This is a genomic window from Nitrospira sp. (assembly GCA_029194535.1).
Taxonomy (GTDB): domain Bacteria; phylum Nitrospirota; class Nitrospiria; order Nitrospirales; family Nitrospiraceae; genus Nitrospira_C.
Genome location: JARFXR010000001.1, coordinates 1,189,869 through 1,204,166, shown reverse-complemented (window position 1 = coordinate 1,204,166; position 14,298 = coordinate 1,189,869). Strand labels below are relative to the sequence as shown.

Below are 14,298 nucleotides of genomic sequence, written 5' to 3'. Positions count from 1 at the left end.
GTGGCGAGCAAGCTGTAGGGCCTCTTCCTCCCCCTTCCCAAGGCGGGCTGAAAGGCGTGTACGGCGACATGTGCGGAAGCTCGGGGCAATTGACCGGCAGCGGGTGGCGTGGCGAACGAGGCGACTTTCTCACGCACACATCCCGGCGCGCCAAGACGCGCCATGAATTTTGAAGAAGAAGCGGGACACCGCTGCAAAGAAGCGGGACCGGCACCGGCTTCGCCGGAGCCGGTCCCCACCCCTTATTCGTTGACCGGGATGGCCTCTGCAGAGACGGGCGAGGTTGTGGGGGAAGCGGACGCACTGGATGGACCGGACGCGGCGGCGCTGTTGAAGGGTAGATCAAGCAGCGCGTAGGGATTCACGCGGGCGCCGTTTAGTTTGACGCCCCAATGGAGATGCGGACCGGTGGCGCGGCCGGTCGATCCGACCTTGCCGATGACCTGCCCTGCCTTGACCAGGTCCCCTTCCTTCACCAACACCTCCGAGAGATGGAAGTACATGCTGTAGAAGCCCATGCCGTGGTCGATGAAGATGCCCTTGCCTGAGAAGAAGTGATCGACCGTGAGACGCACGACGCCGTCGTTGGTCGTCGCGACGTCCGTTCCCAACGGCGCGCCGATGTCCTCTCCGTTGTGGGGATTGCGCGGCTGGCCATTCATGACCCGGACGCTCCCGAAAATGCCGGTGCGCTTGCCGCTGACCGGCTCCACGAACGGGCTCCGCCAGAGTCGCGAGGCGGAATTCTCGGTCAGGGCCTGTTTCACCTGTTCCTGCTCTTGCTTCCAGCGCGCGACGGCCTTGTCGTCCAGATCGACCTTGTCCTTGGGCAGGGTGAGATGCTCGACGTTGAACTTTTCCTTCGCGATCAGGATGTTGTAACTCAGGTGTGTGATCTCTTCTCCCTTTTTCACGACGATCGCCAGTTCGTGAGTGCCGGGCTCATCTTGTAGATCGAGGCCCACCAGGCCGACGTAGCCGGGAACCTCACCCCGCCGGTACTCCCGGAAGAAGGGCACCGTGCGGTTGAGGAGCGTACCCTTGACCTCGGTGACTTCCTCCTGGTGCGGCACCTTGACCACGAGCACCTGTCCCTGTTTGCCGCTGTATTGGCCGTCGCTGCCTCTGGGCGGGGGCGGCGCAGTGGAGAACAATTCGACAGGAAAGACGCTCGTCAACAGCACCACGCCGATGATGACCGTGCGGTCGAAGGACGAGATCCGCCTGACGGGCTTCGTCGAGGCGCACTCGGTCTGTCTGGAAGCCTGCGACGTCATCGATAGAAGCGAAGTCCCGACACCTGGGCGACCAGTTCATCCACGCGGCGATTCACCGCGCTGAAGGGGTCCATGCACAGGATCGTTTCTTCCCAATAGCCGTTGAGTTTCAAATAGGTCCAATCGACCGTGTACGACCGGTTCTTCGCCCGCGCGAACCGGATGAAGTCGCCCCGTACCTTGGCCCTGGTGGTCTGCGGCGGCGTGGACATGGCGCGCTGCACGGCGTCTTCCTCCACCACCCGCTCGACCAGACCGCGGGATTCCATGAGATAGTACAACCCCCTGGTGCGTTTCACGTCATGAAACTGCAGGTCCAGCAAGAACACCCGCGGATCGTCCCAACCGCAGCCTTTTTTGTCGATGTACGACTGGATGAGGTGCCGCTTGGTGACCCAATCGATCTCCCGCACCAGCTGCCACGGATCTTCTTCCAGCTTGTCCAGAATCGCGCCCCAGCGCTTCCAGACGTCGTCCAGGATCGGGTCGTGGTCCTGCTGCTCCAAATATTCCTGAGCGCGCTCCAGATAGACGCGCTGGATCTCCACGGCGGTCAACTGCCGGCCGTCGTCCAGCTTGACCTTGCGCTTCACGGTCGGGTCGCGGGAGATTTCTCGGATGGCCTTCACCGGATCCTCCAGCTCCATGCCGTGCACCGTATAGCCCTCCTCGATCATCGAGAGCACCAGCGTGGCCGTGCCCACCTTGAGGAAGGTGACCAATTCCGACATGTTGGAGTCTCCCACGATGATGTGGAGCCGGCGGTAGCGCTCCGCGTCGGCGTGGGGTTCGTCCCGGGTGTTGATGATGCTCCGTGACGACGTGGTGGAGGAAGACGTCTTCTCGTGGATGTGCTGTGCGCGTTGCGAGATGAAGTACTGCGGCTTGCCCGACACCTTCAGCACCTTGCCGGCGCCGCTGTAGATCTGCCTGGTCACGAAGAACGGGATGAGCTGCTCGGTGACCTTCCAGAAGTCGACGTCGCGGCGCATGAGAAAATTCTCGTGGCATCCGTACGTGTTGCCCAGCGAGTCGGTGTTGTTTTTGAAGATGTAGATCTCGCCCGACAGCCCTTCTTCACGCAGCCGCTCCTCGGCCGCCGGGAGGCAGGCTTCCAGCAAGCGCTCGCCGGCCTTGTCGTGGACGACGAGGTCGAGGATGTTGTCGCATTCCGGAGTGGAATACTCGGGGTGGCAGCCGGTGTCCTGGTAGAACCGCGCGCCGTTGACGAGGAAGGCGTTGGAGGGCCAACTGTTAGGAATCAACCCTTCGAAGATATAGCCGAGTACCTTCTCCATGGGCAGATATATCCTGCCGTTGGGCGAGAAGATGAGCCCATACTCGTTCTCCAGGCCGAAGATCCGCTGCTTCATGGGACCGGGGGACATCATCAAGTCCGGTTCCTCCCAGTAGCCGCCGGCTGCTCCGTCGCCCGCCGTGGCGGTGGGCTGTTGCGGCGCTCTCATCAAACAGAATACACACCCCCTCCGGGATCTTCAACAGAACCGGGAGATCGCTCGAAGTCTACGAGCGCGACGGCGACCGTCAGGCCAGCAACTGTTTGGTTTCGGCCGGCGTGAAGCGGCGGAATTTTCTGCTGTCCCTTGTGCGATCGAGGACCGCGACCTCCAAGCTCTCCGGGGACAGCTTCTGGTTTCCGGTCGGGTCGAGGGAGGAGACACAGAGCGCGAGCGCGGCCTTGAGATCGGGGAGCTGCGCGGGCAGCTTGTCTTTGAGCAAGGCCTGCACGGCGTCGGACTTGCCGCCGATGACCGCGTAGAGACGCTCGTCGATGATGCTGCCGTCGAAGGAGATGCGGTACATCTCGTTGGAGTGGCCGTTGTTGCCGATCTGCACGACCAGGATCTCCACCTCGAGCGGCTTGAGCTCTTGGCTGAAGATGGTGCCCAGGCTCTGGGAATAGCCGTTGGCGAGCGAGCGAGCGGTCACGTCCTCGCGGCTGTACATGAACCCCTTCAGATCGGCGTGCCGGATGCCGGCCTTCCTGAGGTTCTCGAACTCGCTGTACTTGCCCGCGCCCGCGAAGGCGATGTTGTCGTAAATCTCGGAGATCTTGTGGAGGGAGGCGCTGGGATTGTCGGCGGCCAATAGGATGCCGTTGACGTATTCCATGGCGATGATGGACCGGCCGCGGGCGATGCCCTTGCGGGCATACTCCGCCTTGTCCTGCATCATCTGTTCGGGCGACACGTAATAGGGCATCGCCATGGTCAGCGCTCCTTCGCCCGGCGCGCGGCCAGCATCTCTTCGTAGATCCCGCGGATCTGCTCCTCGGGCACGTCGGTGATGCCGGTGGCGTTCACGATCTTGGCGGTGGGATAGATGCCGCGGACCAGGTCGGGTCCGCCGGTGCCGACGTCGTCGTCGGCCGCGTTGTAGAGGGCCAGCAACGCCAGCTTGAGCCCCTCTTGCTCGGACATCCCCTTGCGGAAATGCTCCCGCATGGCGTTGCGCGCATCCTTCCCGCCGGAGCCGATGGCGTGATAGTCCGATTCCTCATACCGACCGCCGGCCAAGTCGTACTTGAAAATCCGGCCCTCGGCGCGCTTCAGATCGTAGCCGACGTAGAGCGGCATCACCACCAAGCCCTGAAAGACCATGGGCAGGTTGGCTTTCACCATCTGCCCGAGCTTGTTGGCTTTGCCTTCGCAGGACAGCTGCACGCCTTCCAGCTTCTCATAATGTTCCAGCTCGGTCTGAAAGAGCTTGGCCATTTCGACGCAGGGCCCCGCGGCGCCCGCAATGGCCATGGCCGAGTAGTCGTCGATCTTGAAGACCTTTTCGATACGTCGCTCGGCGATCTGGAAGCCCTCGGTCGCGCGGCGGTCTCCGGCGATCACGACCCCCCCCTGATACTTGAGGCCGAGCACGGTGGTGGCCTGCGGCACGGTCACGGACCCGGCCTGCCTCGAGAGATCGACCCCGGCGGGCGTCATCGCCGCAGCCCGGACCCCGGGAGTAAGATCGGGGTGTTGCGCGGTGAGGAAATCGAAAAAGCTGGAGTCGTCGTGGTTGGGGAGAAACGGCAGCTTCATCAGGCTTTCAACTTCGCGAGCAGGGCCTCGGCGCTGTCCGATTGCTCGATCAGCTCGGCGGTGAGCGCCTCGGTGCCCCGGAGCGGATCCATCAGCGGCACCTTCTTGATCGTCGTGTTGCCCACGTCGAACAGCACGGAGGTCCAGCTCGCGCCGTAAATCGAGTCGGCATATTTCCCCACGCAGCGCCCGCGGAAATAGGCTCTGGTCCCGGATGGCGGCATGAACTCCGCCCGCGAGATTTCCACGTCCTGCACGATGCGTTCGATCATATGGCTGCGCTCGAGGGTGTAATACAGACCCTTGTCGGGCCGGACATCGTGGTATTGAAGGTCCATGAGACGGATGCGTGGATCGCTCCACCCGCAGCCCTTGCGCTCCATGTAGGATTCCATCAGGTGGCGCTTGGCCACCCAATCCAGCTCCCGAACGAGCGAGCGCGGGTCGCGCTCCAGCTTGTCGAGCACTTCTTCCCAGCGAACGAGCACGTCCTTGGTTACTTGAGGCAGATCGTGGCAAGCATAAAAGTCCATCGCCGCCTTGAGGTACCCGCGCTGGATCGCCAGGGCCGTCGTCGCCTGCCCGCCGGCGAGCCGCAGCGTCTCCCTGATCGTGAGGTCTCTCGAGACCTGTTTGATGGCTCGGACCGGGTCCTCCAGCTCGATCTTCGGCAGGGTCGCGCCCGCTTCCACCAGATCGAGCACGATCGCCATGGTGCCGATCTTCAGATAGGTCGAGAGCTCGGCCATGTTGGCATCGCCCACGATGACGTGGAGGCGTCGATACTTGGAGTATTCGCAATGGGGCTCGTCGCGCGAGTTGACGATGGGACGCTTCACCATCGTGTTCAGATCGACCAAACATTCGAAGAAATCGGCCCGCTGAGAAATCTGGTAGTCCACCGGGCCGGTCTGGTTCTCCGCTCCGACCTTGCCCGCGCCGGCGAAAATGAGACGGCTCACGAAGAACGGCGCAAGCGCCTGCACGAGCCGTTCAAAAGGAACGGACCGGGACACGAGATAATTTTCGTGGTAGCCGTAGCTGTTCCCCTTACCGTCGGAGTTGTTCTTGTACAGGACGATCTGCTCGCGGCCCCGCGCCTTGGTCATCGCGTCGAGGCACTGGGCGAGAATCCGTTCGGCCACCCGTTCGAAGGCCACGACCTCGCGGGGATTCGTGCATTCCGGCGTGGAGTATTCGGGGTGCGCCCCATCGACGTAGAGACGCCCGCCGTTGGCCAATACCTTGTTCAGCTGTCGGTTGTAGTCGGGATTCGGTCGCTCCCGCTCTCCGTCCACTTCGAAGCCGCGGGCGTCGAGCAGGGGATTTTCGTGCTCATAGTCCCAGACCGCGTGCGGCACCGACAGCCCGGGATAATGGCCGATGACGGCGAGCGAGTTGGTGATGGGATCCGCCAAGCCGGCATCGCGCGAAGCGATGCCGAATTCCGTCTCCGTACCCAGCACCCGCGGTGTCGAAGGAGCGTCCGCCATGGATGATGTTTTACAGATAGTGGCCCGTGGTGACCGTCTCTATCTGACGTGAATCGGTCGGGGCCCCGCTGATCGTCCGGATATGGACGATCTTCTCGCCTTTTTTCCCGGCCACCTTGGCCCAGTCGTCGGGATTGGTCGTGTTGGGCAGATCCTCGTGCTCTTTGAACTCTTCCCTGATGGCCCGGATGAGGTCTTCGGATCTGAGCCCCCGCCCTTCCTGAGCAATCGCCCGCTTGACCGCGTACTTCTTCGCGCGCGACACGATGCCCTCGATGAGCGCCCCGCTGGCGAAATCCTTGAAGTAGAGAATTTCTTTCTCCCCGTTGGCGTAGGTGACTTCGATGAACTTGTTCTCCTCCGACGTCGCATACATCGCGTCCACGGTGATCTGTGTCAGATGCTCGACCAGGCCCTTGGCGTCGCCGCCGTGCCGCTTGAGTTCGTCTTCCGCGAACGGCAGATCCGTGGAGAGGTATTTGGAGAAGATGTCCTTGGCGGCGGCGATCTCCGGCCGGCCGACCTTCACCTTCACGTCCAACCGGCCTGCGCGCAGCACCGCGGGGTCGATGAGATCCTGGCGGTTGCTGGCTCCGATCACGATCACGTTGCGCAGGCTCTCGACGCCGTCGATCTCGGAGAGGAACTGCGGCACGATCGTCGATTCGATGTCGGACGAAATCCCCGTGCCGCGCGTGCGGAACAGGGCGTCCATCTCGTCGAAAAAGACGATGACCGGATTGCCGTCGGCGGCTCGCTCCTTGGCCTTCTTGAACACCTCCCGCACCTGCCGTTCGGATTCTCCGACGTACTTATTGAGCAACTCGGGGCCCTTCACATGGAGGAAGTAGCTCCGGACTTCCTTGCCGGTGAGATGCCCGAGTTTCTTGGCGATGGAATTGGCGACCGCCTTGGCGATCAGCGTCTTGCCGCAACCGGGAGGCCCGTACAAGAGCACGCCTTTGGGCGCGCTGAGATGGAACTCCGCGAACAGCTCGGGATGCAGGAAGGGCAGCTCGACAGCATCACGCACTTGCTCCAATTCACGCTGGAGTCCGCCGATACGGGCGTAATCCACATCCGGCACTTCTTCGAGAACGAGTTCCTCCGCTTCCGACTTGGGCAGCTTCTCGATGACGCAGCCGGACCGGGGATCATAGAGCAGGTGGTCGCCGACACTGAGCCGCGCCAGCAGAAGCGGATCGCCCAACTCCGCGACTTTCTCTTCGTCGAAGTGCAGCGTGACGAGCGCCCGGTTCCCCTCGAGCAGATCCTTGAGCCGTACCACCTCGCCCTGCACGTCGAAGCCCTTGACCTCGATGACGTTGAGGGCTTCGTTGAGGATCAGCTCCTGTCCCTTCCGCAAGGTCTTCCCGTTCACGGAGGGATGGAGACTGACCTTCATCTTGCGGCCCGACACATAGACGTTGCCGGTTCCGTCCTTATTGAGGCTGGAAAAGATGGCGTAGGTCGAGGGCGGCGCGGTCAGCTTTTCGACTTCGGCACGCAAGGCTTCGATCTGTGCCTTGGCTTCCTGCAGCGTGACGACGAGCTTTTCGTTTTGCTTGGTGGCTTGATCGAGTTGGTAGCGGGATTGATACAGTCGGCGGATTTCTTCCTCCATCGACTGGATCTGGACTCGAAGCTTCTCAGCTTCGCGGGACGGCTCATCATTCCGGTGCATCACATCCGCCTCTCCATCGGACAACCGCTTCGTCATTCGCGCGACGGAATCTCGGAAGGACCGGAGTCGGCTCGGACTTCCCTTCTTCCCGCTCATCAATGACCATCCAAGGAAGCGTCAATCCGTATTGCACCACACAGAAGTCCAAGTCTGCGTCGATTCTATCATCCGGTATTTTCATGGTCAACAGGACGACCGGTTCCGGTGCGCGTGCATCGCGCGTTTGCGGCGAGGACGTCACGGCGATCACGACGCCGCATCGACCAACTCACGCGCGGCTCGTTCGACGTCAGGCGCCGAGAGAATCGCTGCGATCACCGCAACGCCGAATGCGCCGGCCCGCCGAACGTCGCGCGCGCGTTCGGCGGTGATGCCGCCGATGCCGAGAACCGGGACACGGACCCGCGCGCAGATTTTCTCCAGTTCGCGCAGACCCAATGGAGGACCGAACGAGACTTTCGACAGGGTCGCATAGAGAGGGCCGAAAACGACGTAGTCCGCTCCCTCCGATTCCGCGCGCAGCACTTCCTCGCCGGAATGCGCGGAGGCGCCGATGAGACGATCGCTCCCGAGCAGCCGTCGCGCCGCGGCGACCGGCAGGCTGTCGCTGCGCAGATGGACACCCGTGTGCTCCATCGCGAGGGCGAGATCGACACGATCGTTGATCAGTAGGCGGCAGCTCGCCGGGGCGGCGAGGCTCCGCACCGCGCGCGCGAGGGCCAGCAGGGCGATCGTGGAGAGGTCACGTTCGCGCACCTGGACCGCGGTAACGCCGCCGCGCAGCGCCTGCTTTACCACCGCGCGCAGGGGCCGTCCACCGGTCTGGTGTCGGTCCGTGACGAGAAGCAGACGAGCATCGAAGCGAGACATGAGCTTTGATGAGGATTCTCTATGGGGTGTTTCGTGACGCCCATCTCGTGGGATCTCTCCGTGTGAGATACAAGATACGAACGACGCTCCACGAGCGGCGCCCTTCAGAGCATGCCTTCGATCGGGCTGCTCGCCGTCGCATAGAGCTTGCGCGGAATGCGTCCGGCCTTGTAGGCGAGCCGCCCCGCATGCACCGCGTATCGCATCGCTTCCGCCATGGCGATCGGATCCTGGGCTCCGGCGATCGCGGTATTCATCAGCACGGCGTCGGCCCCGTACTCCATGGCCAGCGCGGCATCGGACGCAGTCCCGACGCCGGCGTCCACGACGATCGGCACCTTGACCGTCTCCATGATGATCTTGAGATTGTAGGGATTGCGGATGCCCAGCCCGGAGCCGATCGGCGCGGCCAAGGGCATGACCGCCGGGCAACCGATATCGACCAGCTTCTTGGCGACGATCGGATCGTCGTTCGTGTAGGGCAGCACGATGAAGCCCTCCTTGACCAGAATCTTCGCGGCCTCGAGCAGGCCCACCGTGTCGGGGAAGAGGGTCTTCTCATCGCCCAGGACTTCCAGCTTGATCAAATCGGAGACGCCCGCGGCTCGCGCAAGCCTGGCATAACGCACCGCGTCCTCGACCGTGTAGCAGCCGGCGGTGTTCGGAAGGATGATGTACTTTTTCGGATCGATGTAGTCGAGCAGATTTTCCTTGGATCGATCCGTGATGTTGACCCGGCGAACGGCCACCGTGACGACGTCGGCTCCGGACACTTCGATGGCCTTTTTGGTTTCTGCGAAATCCTTGTACTTGCCCGTTCCGACCCACAGCCGCGACTTGAACTCGCGGCCCGCAATCACCAAGCGATCGTCATACATGGCCACCGCCCTTCTCCATATGTACATCTATAGAGGAATCGGCTCCGGCAGTCTCGGTGCCACCCCCGATAAAGCCCAGAATTTCGATCCGATCTCCTTCTTGAAGGCCCCGCCGATCGAACTCCGCCCGATCCAGGATTTCCAGGTTGAGTTCCACGGCGACCCGTTCGGTCGTGATGGCGAGCTCGCGCAGCAAGTCGCCGACGGTCCCGCCGGACTGGAAACCCCGCGGCTCCCCGTTCACACGGATTCGGATCGACCCGGTCATCGCAGCATCCTAGGTAACCGGAATTCCCCTTGTCAACAAAGTCTCGGCTGCTCTCTTGTCAGCGGATACCCGCGGACGGCAGAATGGGAGCCATGCAGATTCCTCTCAATAATCAGCGGATTGTCGCGACCTTTCGCGCCATGGCCGACCTGTTGGCCAGCCGGCGGGCGAACCCCTACCGCGTCCGGGCTTACCGGCGGGCCGCCGACTCGATCCTCAGTCTGGAGGAAGACCTGGCATCGGTCGCCCGGCGGCAGGCGCTGGAAGAGATCGACGGAATCGGGCGGGAGTTGGCGGAAAAGATCGAGGAATTCCTTCGGACGGGGACCGTCAAGTCCTACGAATCGCTGAAGACGCCCCTCCCCGAGCCGGTCAGGGAGTGGGCGACCCTGCCAGGCCTCTCGGACTCGCTCGTCACTTACCTCTACACCCGCCTGAGCATCACGACCCTTGAGGATCTCGAACGGCTGGTGCGCTCCCACATGCTACGCACGGTTCCGGGCTTCACCGGACCGGAAGACGTGCTCTTGAACGCGATCGCCTCGCTCCGCTCGCGCACACAGACTACGACGGACGCAGCTCCTTGAAGATCTTCCAGGTCTTGAGCATCTCCACCGCCTTCTGCAGCTGAACGTCCTGCTCCAGCGCCAGGTCACCCAACCCATCGGGCGGCGGGGCCGCAGCCGGGACGTTTCCGTTCTTGGTCGCCGCCTCCTCGGCCTTTCCAACCGCTGAGGGCTGCTCCTTCCCCGATGCGACGCCGGGTTTGGCCTTGGTGTCGGCGTCCTTTTCTCCCGGTTTGGCATCGGCCTTCGCCACCGTGGTCGGCGCCTGGGGCTTCACGACGATGTCCGGCGTGATGCCGGTGGATTGGATCGACCGCCCCTTCGGCGTGTAGTACTTGGCGGTGGTCAAGCGCAGGCCGGATCCGTCGCCCAGGGGGAGAATCGTCTGCACCGATCCCTTGCCGAAGGACGTCGTGCCCACGATCACGGCGCGTCCGTAATCTTGTAGCGCCCCGGCCACGATCTCCGAGGCGCTCGCCGATCCCTCGTTGACCAGGATGATCATCGGCGCATCTTCCATCTGATCCTTTCCCTTGGCGAACCACTCGTCCTTCTTGCTCTCACGGCCCTTTGTATAGACCACGAGCTTGCCGTTCGGCAGGAACTGCTCCGACACCTCCACGGCCGCCGTCAGGAGCCCCCCGGGGTTGTTCCGGAGATCAAGGATCGTGGACTGCAGCTTTTGCTCTTTGAACTGCTTGAGCACTCGACCGAGATCCCGTCCGGTGGCCTCTTGGAATTGCGTGAGCCTCACGTAGCCGATGTTGTCCATCACCTTCGACTTGACGCTCTCGATCTTGATCGTGTCCCGCACGAGCGTGAACTGGAGCGGATCTGTCGTGCCGTCCCGTTGAATCGTGAGATTGACCTTGGTGCCCTTGGGGCCGCGCATCTTCTGGACCGCGTCCATCAGCGTGAGGTCCTTAGTCGTCTCTTCGTTGACCTTCGTGATGTAGTCGCCCGCCTTGATCCCCGCGCGGAAGGCCGGTGTGCCTTCGATCGGCGCGATGACCGCCAGCCGGTTTTCCTTCACCCCGATCTGAATGCCGACGCCCCCGAACTCCCCTTTCGTCTCGACCTGCATCTCCTTGTACATCTCGGGCGTCATGTAGGCGGAATGGGGATCGAGCGTGGAGAGCATCCCGCGGATCGCGCCCTGAACGAGATCCTTCACTTTGGTTTCGTCGACGTAATTTTTTTGGACCTGGGTGAGAACCTCGGAGAAGGTCTTCAACTCCTCGTACGTCTCGGTGGCGTGACCGGTGCGCTCCCACCCCTTGCCGATCACCACTCCAAAGACCAGAGCCAGACCGATTACCGGACTCAACAGCCAGAATCGCCGCCGTGGATGCCGTTCCATAATCCTCAGTCCTTTCCTTCCGGACAGTCCGTCTCGCGTCCCTGTCCCGCCCCCCGAGAGCCGAAGTTCCGTCTCCGGATCTCGGACCTGCTCATGCTACCGTTTCGTCAACCATTGCAGCGGATCGACCGGGTCGGCCCCTTCCCGTAGCTCGAAGTATAAAGTATTTTCCTTCGTCATGCCCGTATCTCCGGTCTCGCCGATGGCCTGATTCGCCGTCACCTGCGCGCCCACTGTCGTCAAGATTTTCGAAGCGTGCGCATACAGCGAAAAGAACCCATTGGCATGATCGAGGATTATAACGAGTCCGTAGCCTTTCAACCAGTCCGCATAGACGACCGTCCCCTGCATGACGGCGTGGATGAGGCTCCCCTCGGTCGCGCGGATCTCGATCCCCTTCCGCTGGACGTAGGTGTTGAAGGTCGGGTGCTTCTGGCGCCCGAAGTAGGACATCACGCTGCCCTCCACCGGCCAGGGGAGCGTGCCCTTGACCCCGCGATGCAGGGAGCCGGCCGCCGGAGGTCTGGCCAAGGCTGCGCGCCGCCGCTGCTCTAATTCGCGCAGCAGGCTGTCGATCCGCGCCGCCGACTTTTCCAGCTCCTGAAGCGCCCGTTCCGACGATTCCTTTTCCTGCGTAATCTTCGTAAGATAGAGCTTTTTCTCCTTCTTGACCGAGTTCATCTCGTGCAGCTGCTTTTCGGTGCTCTGCTTGTAGGCCCGCATGCCGGTCCGGGCCGCTTCCCGTTGCCGCTCGGCTTCCTCCATATTGTCCACATCGGACTTGAAGGTTTCGACGAGCGCGTAATCCCGTTCGGAGACGGCGGATAGGTACTGGAGCCGGCGCTGAAAATCGCCGTACGAATCGGAGGCCAGCAGCGTCTTCCAGTAGCCGAACCGTCCTTCCATGTATTGCACACGCAGGCGCGCCAGGATCGCGTCCTGCCGCTGGCGAATGCTCCCCTGCAACTTGGCGATCTGTTGGTTGATGGATTCGATCTCCTGGTCCTTCTTGCGGAGCTTGCGGCTGACATCCTGATTCGCATGTCGGACGCGCACGAGCCGTTCATCGAGGGTCTGCAGGCCCTGCAGCAGCGAGTCACGCTTCTTGCCCGCCTCATCCGCCTGTTTCCGCTTTTCCTCGATCTGGTCCTTCAGCTGTTCGAGCATTTTGCGCTCTTTTTCGATCTTGTCGCCGATCGCGTCGGACGAGACCAGGGACGGCGTCCCCAACGACAGCACCAGGCAGCCGATAAGCCGGAGCCCCGCCCTGCGGTTTCTCATGCCTTGGCCTCGTCGAACCGTCGAAGCGAGACGAAGCTTCCGGCGCACCCGAGCGCCATACCTACGGCAATCAGCGCCAAACACAGCGGGAGCGGGAAGAACGCCAGCAGATTGTCCAGCCCGCTGAGTGTCCCGGTCGTCCGCATCTCCTGTCGAAACAGCTCGTAGAGGAACTTGAGCATGAGCAGGGAGATCGCGCTTCCCAGGCCGCCGAGCACGGCCCCTTCCAGCAGATAGGGAATGCGAATGAAGCCGGTGGTCGCGCCGATCAGCCGCAGGATGGCGATTTCATCCCGCCGCGCCAGCAAGGTCAACCGGATGGTGTTGGCAATGATCGTCACCGCCGCCGCGGAGAGGATGACCCCGATGCCGATGGCGACCAGCTCGATGGAGCGGATCACCATGGCCAGCGCGTCGATCCAATCCTGGTTGTAATCCACCTTGGCAACACCTGGCATCCCTTGCACGCGCGCCGACCAGCGTTTCACGGCATCCAGTGATCGAAAGGCAGGCCCGAGCGTCACGACGAAGGACGCCGGAAGAGGATTCTGCCCCAGGCCTTCCAGCAGATGGGACTCCGCAGGAAACTGATCCTTGAATTCACCGAGAGCCTGCTCCTTCGAGACGAAATGGATGGCCGCCACGGCATGGTCGCCGCGCAATTGCCGCTCGAGCTCGGCCTGTGCATCGGCCGTGAGCTGATCCCCGAGGTACACCATGATCTTGATGTCTTCCTGGAGCCAGCCGGCCGCCGCGCGCAGATTCACGTACAGGAGCAGAAACACGCCGACGCAGGCCAGGGTGAATGCGGTGGTCAGGATCGCCACCATGGTCGTAGTGCGATTGGTTCGCAAGTTGACCCAGGCTTCCCGCAGAAGATAATAAAGCGTTCTCATGCCGGCACCCACTGTTCCGGCGCGAGCGTTCCGTGGGACAGGGTGATCACCCGCCGGTTGACCTGCGCCATGACCTGGGGATCATGCGTCGCCACCACCACGGTGGTGCCGCGGGCGTTGATCAGCTTGAAGAGCTCGATAATCTCGGCCGTAAGGCCCGGGTCGAGATTGCCGGTCGGTTCGTCCGCCAGGAGCACCACCGGACCGTTGACGATAGCTCGGGCGATGCAGACGCGCTGCTGCTCTCCGGTGGACAGGACCACCGGCAACTGATCCCGCTTGTGCTCGACCCCGACGGCGCGCAACGCTTCGGTGACCTTACGCCGGATGTCCTGAGCGGAGACACCCTGCACCAGCAGCGGAAGGGCGACGTTGTCGAACACCGTCTTCTTCGCCAGCAGGCGAAAATCCTGGAACACGGTGCCCACCTTGCGCCGCAGGTAGGGAATGTCCCGCTGCTTCAAGGCGGTCACGTTCTTGCCGTATACGAACACCTGCCCGTCGTCCGGCCGTTCGGCCCCGATCAGCATCCGCAGCAGGGTGGATTTCCCGGCGCCGCTGGCCCCCATCAGCAGCACGAATTCGCCTTTCTCGATTTCCAGGGTGACGTTCGACAGGGCCGGCCGCCGGTCGTATTGCTTGGACACGCGGATTAGTTCGATCATGGAG

The 14,298-nt window shown here is 62.4% G+C and carries 14 protein-coding genes; 1 reads left to right on the top strand and 13 read right to left on the bottom strand.

The genetic code is table 11. The annotated features are described in order from the left end of the window. Positions 1-242: 242 nt before the first annotated feature. From P0111_05490 to thiS, 9 genes are all read right to left on the bottom strand, one after another. Entirely contained in the window at positions 243-1,277 is a 1,035-nt protein-coding gene (locus P0111_05490; protein MDF0643461.1) for a M23 family metallopeptidase, read from the bottom strand. Then, positions 1,274-2,743 carry a Pup--protein ligase gene (gene pafA, locus P0111_05485; GenBank protein ID MDF0643460.1) on the bottom strand — a complete coding sequence of 490 codons (1,470 nt, stop codon included), beginning with the start codon at positions 2,741-2,743 and terminating at the stop codon, positions 1,274-1,276. Before pafA ends, P0111_05490 begins: the two co-directional genes overlap by 4 nt. Before the next feature lie 79 nt (positions 2,744-2,822). Beyond that, complete coding sequence (gene prcA / locus P0111_05480) at positions 2,823-3,500, bottom strand: proteasome subunit alpha (protein ID MDF0643459.1); 678 nt, start codon at positions 3,498-3,500, stop codon at positions 2,823-2,825. Positions 3,501-3,508: 8 nt separating this feature from the next. After that, complete coding sequence (prcB, locus tag P0111_05475) at positions 3,509-4,333, bottom strand: proteasome subunit beta (GenBank protein ID MDF0643458.1); 825 nt, start codon at positions 4,331-4,333, stop codon at positions 3,509-3,511. After that, positions 4,333-5,826, bottom strand: coding sequence for a depupylase/deamidase Dop (dop, locus tag P0111_05470; protein MDF0643457.1), 1,494 nt, complete (start codon positions 5,824-5,826; stop codon positions 4,333-4,335). Before dop ends, prcB begins: the two co-directional genes overlap by 1 nt. Positions 5,827-5,836: 10 nt before the next feature. Beyond that, positions 5,837-7,510, bottom strand: coding sequence for a proteasome ATPase (gene arc / locus P0111_05465; protein ID MDF0643456.1), 1,674 nt, complete (start codon positions 7,508-7,510; stop codon positions 5,837-5,839). A 246-nt stretch (positions 7,511-7,756) separates the two neighbouring features. Then, a complete protein-coding gene (gene thiE / locus P0111_05460) occupies positions 7,757-8,380 on the bottom strand; it encodes a thiamine phosphate synthase (protein MDF0643455.1) in 624 nt (207 codons plus the stop codon). Positions 8,381-8,484: 104 nt separating this feature from the next. Then, positions 8,485-9,258, bottom strand: coding sequence for a thiazole synthase (locus P0111_05455; GenBank protein MDF0643454.1), 774 nt, complete (start codon positions 9,256-9,258; stop codon positions 8,485-8,487). Further along, complete coding sequence (gene thiS / locus P0111_05450; protein ID MDF0643453.1) at positions 9,251-9,526, bottom strand: sulfur carrier protein ThiS; 276 nt, start codon at positions 9,524-9,526, stop codon at positions 9,251-9,253. The genes P0111_05455 and thiS overlap by 8 nt, the downstream gene beginning before the upstream one ends. Positions 9,527-9,609: 83 nt before the next feature. On the opposite strand from thiS, the gene P0111_05445 reads away from it, so the two are divergent. Further along, complete coding sequence (locus P0111_05445; GenBank protein ID MDF0643452.1) at positions 9,610-10,113, top strand: helix-hairpin-helix domain-containing protein; 504 nt, start codon at positions 9,610-9,612, stop codon at positions 10,111-10,113. Here the strand turns inward: P0111_05445 and P0111_05440 are convergent. The 4 genes from P0111_05440 to ftsE form a co-directional block, all read right to left on the bottom strand. Next, positions 10,091-11,452 (bottom strand): S41 family peptidase, encoded by a 1,362-nt coding sequence (locus P0111_05440; protein MDF0643451.1) that lies wholly within the window; start codon positions 11,450-11,452, stop codon positions 10,091-10,093. The genes P0111_05445 and P0111_05440 overlap by 23 nt on opposite strands. Before the next feature lie 96 nt (positions 11,453-11,548). After that, positions 11,549-12,733 (bottom strand): peptidoglycan DD-metalloendopeptidase family protein, encoded by a 1,185-nt coding sequence (locus P0111_05435; protein ID MDF0643450.1) that lies wholly within the window; start codon positions 12,731-12,733, stop codon positions 11,549-11,551. Further along, on the bottom strand, positions 12,730-13,629 hold the full coding sequence (ftsX, locus tag P0111_05430; GenBank protein ID MDF0643449.1) for a permease-like cell division protein FtsX: 900 nt from the start codon (positions 13,627-13,629) through the stop codon (positions 12,730-12,732). Before ftsX ends, P0111_05435 begins: the two co-directional genes overlap by 4 nt. Further along, on the bottom strand, positions 13,626-14,294 hold the full coding sequence (gene ftsE, locus P0111_05425) for a cell division ATP-binding protein FtsE (GenBank protein MDF0643448.1): 669 nt from the start codon (positions 14,292-14,294) through the stop codon (positions 13,626-13,628). The genes ftsX and ftsE overlap by 4 nt, the downstream gene beginning before the upstream one ends. Positions 14,295-14,298 lie beyond the last annotated feature (4 nt).

Bases quoted from the DNA above. Each gene is read 5' to 3' on its own strand.
- P0111_05490 (MDF0643461.1), bottom strand. From the start codon at position 1,277: ATGACGTCGCAGGCTTCCAGACAGACCGAGTGCGCCTCGACGAAGCCC.
- pafA (MDF0643460.1), bottom strand. From the start codon at position 2,743: ATGAGAGCGCCGCAACAGCCCACCGCCACGGCGGGCGACGGAGCAGCC.
- prcA (MDF0643459.1), bottom strand. From the start codon at position 3,500: ATGCCCTATTACGTGTCGCCCGAACAGATGATGCAGGACAAGGCGGAG.
- prcB (MDF0643458.1), bottom strand. From the start codon at position 4,333: ATGAAGCTGCCGTTTCTCCCCAACCACGACGACTCCAGCTTTTTCGAT.
- dop (MDF0643457.1), bottom strand. From the start codon at position 5,826: ATGGCGGACGCTCCTTCGACACCGCGGGTGCTGGGTACGGAGACGGAA.
- arc (MDF0643456.1), bottom strand. From the start codon at position 7,510: ATGCACCGGAATGATGAGCCGTCCCGCGAAGCTGAGAAGCTTCGAGTC.
- thiE (MDF0643455.1), bottom strand. From the start codon at position 8,380: ATGTCTCGCTTCGATGCTCGTCTGCTTCTCGTCACGGACCGACACCAG.
- P0111_05455 (MDF0643454.1), bottom strand. From the start codon at position 9,258: ATGTATGACGATCGCTTGGTGATTGCGGGCCGCGAGTTCAAGTCGCGG.
- thiS (MDF0643453.1), bottom strand. From the start codon at position 9,526: ATGACCGGGTCGATCCGAATCCGTGTGAACGGGGAGCCGCGGGGTTTC.
- P0111_05445 (MDF0643452.1), top strand. From the start codon at position 9,610: ATGGGAGCCATGCAGATTCCTCTCAATAATCAGCGGATTGTCGCGACC.
- P0111_05440 (MDF0643451.1), bottom strand. From the start codon at position 11,452: ATGGAACGGCATCCACGGCGGCGATTCTGGCTGTTGAGTCCGGTAATC.
- P0111_05435 (MDF0643450.1), bottom strand. From the start codon at position 12,733: ATGAGAAACCGCAGGGCGGGGCTCCGGCTTATCGGCTGCCTGGTGCTG.
- ftsX (MDF0643449.1), bottom strand. From the start codon at position 13,629: ATGAGAACGCTTTATTATCTTCTGCGGGAAGCCTGGGTCAACTTGCGA.
- ftsE (MDF0643448.1), bottom strand. From the start codon at position 14,294: ATGATCGAACTAATCCGCGTGTCCAAGCAATACGACCGGCGGCCGGCC.